Raw genomic sequence first — 4,124 nt, 5'->3', positions numbered from 1 at the left:
ATCTTCCGCGACCTCGGTCTTCTCGACAGCCGCGTCGGCCTCGTGATCGTGCTCACGCTCATCAACCTGCCGATCATCATCTGGATGCTCTACACCTACTTCCGCGAGATCCCGGGCGAGATTCTCGAGGCCGCGCGGATGGACGGTGCATCGCTGAAGAACGAGATCCTCTACGTGCTGACGCCAATGGCGGTGCCCGGCATCGCCTCGACCATGCTGCTCAACATCATCCTCGCCTGGAACGAGGCATTCTGGACGCTGAACCTCACTGCGGCCAAGGCGGCACCGCTCACGGCCTTCATCGCGTCCTACTCCAGCCCCGAGGGCCTGTTCTACGCCAAGCTCTCGGCGGCCTCCACAATGGCCATCGCGCCGATCCTCATCATGGGCTGGTTCAGCCAGAAACAACTCGTCCGCGGCCTGACCTTCGGCGCGGTTAAGTAAGGGAAAGGACCAGAGACATGGGACGCATCACCCTCGACAAGGTGACCAAGAGCTTCGGCGAGGTCAACGTCATCCCGCCGCTGGACCTGACCATCAACGACGGCGAGTTCGTGGTCTTCGTCGGCCCCTCGGGCTGCGGCAAGTCCACCCTGCTGCGGCTGATCGCGGGGCTCGAGGACGTGACCTCGGGGCAGATCCGCATCGACGGCAAGGACGCCACCCAACAGGCCCCCGCCCAGCGCGGCCTTGCCATGGTGTTCCAGAGCTACGCGCTTTACCCGCACATGTCGGTGCGCAAGAACATCGCCTTCCCGATGAAGATGGCGGGCGTGCCCGAGGACGAGCAGAAGCGCCGCATCGACAGCGCCGCCGCCGCGCTCAACCTCACCGACTACCTCGACCGGCGGCCCGGGCAGCTCTCGGGCGGTCAGCGCCAGCGGGTCGCCATCGGGCGGGCCATCGTGCGCGAGCCCTCGGCGTTCCTGTTCGACGAACCGCTCTCGAACCTCGACGCGGCGCTGCGCGTGGGCATGCGGCTCGAGATCATGGAGCTGCACAAGCGGCTTGCCACGACGATGATCTACGTCACCCACGATCAGGTCGAGGCGATGACCATGGCCGACAAGATCGTGGTGCTGCGCGCCGGGAACATCGAACAGGTGGGCTCGCCCCTCGAGCTCTACCATACGCCGCGCAACGAGTTCGTGGCGGGCTTCATCGGCAGCCCGAAGATGAACATCTTCGGCGGCAACCCGGCGCAGCAGCACGGCGCGACCAAGATCGGCATCCGCCCCGAGCACATCGCCGCCTCGACCGAGACCGGCACCTGGAGCGGCGTGGTCGGCGTGGCCGAGCACCTCGGCTCGGACACCTTCCTGCACGTGCACGAGACCGGGCTTGCCGAGACCGTGACCGTCCGCGTCGACGGGGAGCTGCCGGTGCGCCACGGCGACCGCATCTTCCTCAGCCCCGACGAGAGCAAGCTTCACCGCTTCAACGAGCAGGGGCTGCGCGCATGACGCGACTGGCGGGCAAATGCGCGCTGATCACCGGGGCGGCGCGGGGCATCGGGGCGGAATTCGCCCGTGCCTACGTGGACGAAGGTGCCCGGGTGGCCATCGCCGACATCAACATCGAGCGCGCACGCGAGACCGCCGAGGCGCTCGGCCCCTCCGCCATCGCGGTGCAGATGGATGTCACCCGGCAGGACAGCATCGACAGTGCCGTGGCCGAGACCGTGGCCATGCTCGGCCGCATCGACGTGCTGATCAACAACGCGGCGCTCTTCACCGCCGCGCCGCTGGTCGAGATCACCCGCGAGGACTATGCCCGTGTCTTCGACATCAACGTGGGCGGCACGCTCTTCACCATGCAGGCCGTCGCCCGGCACATGATCGAGCACGGCATCAAGGGCCGCATCATCAACATGGCCTCGCAGGCGGGACGGCGCGGCGAGCCGCTGGTGGCGGTCTATTGTGCCACCAAGGCGGCGGTGATCTCGCTCACCCAGTCGGCGGGGCTCAACCTCATCCGGCACGGTATCAACGTGAACGCCATCGCCCCCGGCGTGGTGGATGGCGAGCACTGGGACGGGGTCGACGCCTTCTTCGCGAAATACGAGGGCAAGGCGCCGGGTCAGAAGAAGAAAGAGGTCGGCGAGGCCGTCCCCTATGGCCGCATGGGAACGGCCAGGGATCTGACCGGCATGGCAATTTTCCTGGCCTCTGACGAGGCCGACTACATCGTCGCCCAGTGCTACAACGTGGACGGCGGTCAGTGGATGAGCTGACGGAGGCGACAATATGAAACTGGCCAACGAAACCCTGGGCGAGCTGGACAAGCGCGTCGCCCTGCCCGCCTACGACCGCAAGGCACTGAGCCACGGCATCGTGCACGTGGGGCTCGGCAACTTCCACCGCGCCCATCAGGCGGTCTATCTCGACGATCTCTTCGGGCGCGGGCTCGACCACGACTGGGCGCTGACCGGCGCCGGGGTGCGGGCGCCCGATGCGCGGATGCGCGACGCGCTGCGCTCGCAGGACTGCCTGTCCACGGTGATCGAGCTCTCCGCCAGCAGCACCAGCCCGCGCATCGTGGGCTCGATGATCGACTACGTCGAAGTGGCCGAGACCAACGGCCCGCTGATCGCCAAGATGACCGACCCGGCCACCCGCATCGTGTCGCTCACCGTGACCGAGGGCGGTTACTACGACGCCCCGACCACCGAGACCTTCGACCCGACGCACCCCGATATCGTCGCCGACGGCGCGACGCCCGAGGCGCCGAGGACCGTGTTCGGCGCCATCGTCGCGGCGCTGAGGGCCCGCAAGGACGCGGGCACCCCGCCCTTCACCGTGATGAGCTGCGACAACATCCCCGGCAACGGCGACGTGACCCGCGACGCGGTGACCGGCACGGCCCGGCTCTCAGACCCGGCGCTGGCCGACTGGATTGGAAGCAACATCGCCTTCCCCAACTCGATGGTCGACCGCATCACCCCCGCCACCGGTGATCGCGAGCGCGCGCTTGCCGCCGAGTACGGGCTCGACGATCCGGTCCCGGTCACCTGCGAGCCCTTCCGGCAATGGGTGCTCGAGGACAACTTCCCGCAGGGCCGCCCCCGGCTGGAAGAGGTCGGTGTCACCTTCACCGACAAGGTCCACGAATACGAGCGGATGAAGATCCGCATCCTCAACGGCGGCCACGCCATCATCGCCTATTCCGGCGCCCTGCTCGGCTGCGAGCTGGCGGACGAGGCCATGGCGCATCCTCTGGTCCACGCCTTCTTCCGCAAGGTCGAGGAAACCGAGGTCCTGCCCCACGTCCACGCGGTGCCCGAGTTCACCCCCGCCGCCTATCTCGAGCTCATCGACGAGCGCTTCTCGAACCCGGCGGTCAAGGACACCATCCGGCGGCTCTGCCTCGACGGCTCGAACCGGCAGCCCAAGTTCATCGTGCCCTCGATCCTCGACGGGCTGAAGGCGGGCACCTCTGTCGAAGGACTCGCGCTCGAATCCGCGCTCTGGTGCCGCTACTGCGCCGGACAGTTCGAGGACGGCAGCACCATCGAGCCCAACGACCCGAACTGGAGCCGCCTGACCGAGCTCTCCGACGCCGCCAAAAGCCGCCCCGGCGCCTGGCTCGAACAGCGCACCGTCTACGGTGACCTGGCGAGGAACGAGACCTTCGGCGCGGTCTTCGCGGACTGGCTGGACCGGCTCTGGACCAGCGGCACGCAGGCGACGCTCGAAACCTACCTGAAGGCCTGACCCCGTCATGAGCTATCTCGGCATCGACCTCGGCACCTCGGGCCTGCGCGCCCTGCTCACCGACGGCGAGGGCACCCCCGTCGCGTCGGCCGAGCGCCACTACGAGGTGCAGCACCCGCACAGCGGCTGGTCCGAACAGGACCCCGCCGACTGGATCGCCGCGCTGGAAGGCGCCGTCGAAGAGCTGCGCCGCCAGCCCGCATGGGCCGACCTGCGCGGGATCGGCGTCGCGGGACACATGCACGGGGCGGTGACGCTCGACGACGGGAACCGGGTGATCCGGCCCTGCATCCTGTGGAACGACACCCGCAGCCACGCCGAGGCGGCGCTACTCGACGCCACCCCGGGGGTGCGCGAGTTGTCGGGGAACATCGTCTTTCCCGGCTTCACCGCGCCCAAGCTGATGTGGAT

The 4,124-nt window shown here is 68.0% G+C and carries 5 protein-coding genes; all 5 read left to right on the top strand.

The genetic code is table 11. From position 1 onward, the window contains the following. Window positions 1-444: carbohydrate ABC transporter permease (locus tag HC022_RS20485; protein WP_167453647.1), on the top strand; the 444-nt coding region annotated here is incomplete at its 5' end. Between the two features lie 17 nt (window positions 445-461). Further along, window positions 462-1,463 carry an ABC transporter ATP-binding protein gene (locus tag HC022_RS20480; protein ID WP_008883710.1) on the top strand — a complete coding sequence of 334 codons (1,002 nt, stop codon included), beginning with the start codon at window positions 462-464 and terminating at the stop codon, window positions 1,461-1,463. Continuing rightward, a complete protein-coding gene (locus HC022_RS20475) occupies window positions 1,460-2,233 on the top strand; it encodes an L-iditol 2-dehydrogenase (RefSeq protein WP_167453646.1) in 774 nt (257 codons plus the stop codon). The genes HC022_RS20480 and HC022_RS20475 overlap by 4 nt, the downstream gene beginning before the upstream one ends. A 13-nt stretch (window positions 2,234-2,246) precedes the next feature. Next, window positions 2,247-3,713: a mannitol dehydrogenase family protein gene (locus tag HC022_RS20470; protein WP_167453645.1), complete on the top strand. Its 1,467-nt coding sequence runs from the start codon at window positions 2,247-2,249 to the stop codon at window positions 3,711-3,713. A 7-nt stretch (window positions 3,714-3,720) separates the two neighbouring features. Continuing rightward, a partial coding sequence (locus tag HC022_RS20465; protein ID WP_254885196.1) for an FGGY family carbohydrate kinase occupies window positions 3,721-4,124 on the top strand: 404 nt, incomplete at its 3' end.

Source organism: Salipiger sp. HF18, assembly GCF_011806505.1.
GTDB lineage: Bacteria > Pseudomonadota > Alphaproteobacteria > Rhodobacterales > Rhodobacteraceae > Salipiger > Salipiger thiooxidans.
The sequence above is the reverse complement of the archived record's forward strand: the minus strand, read 5'-3'. Positions and strand labels throughout refer to the sequence as shown.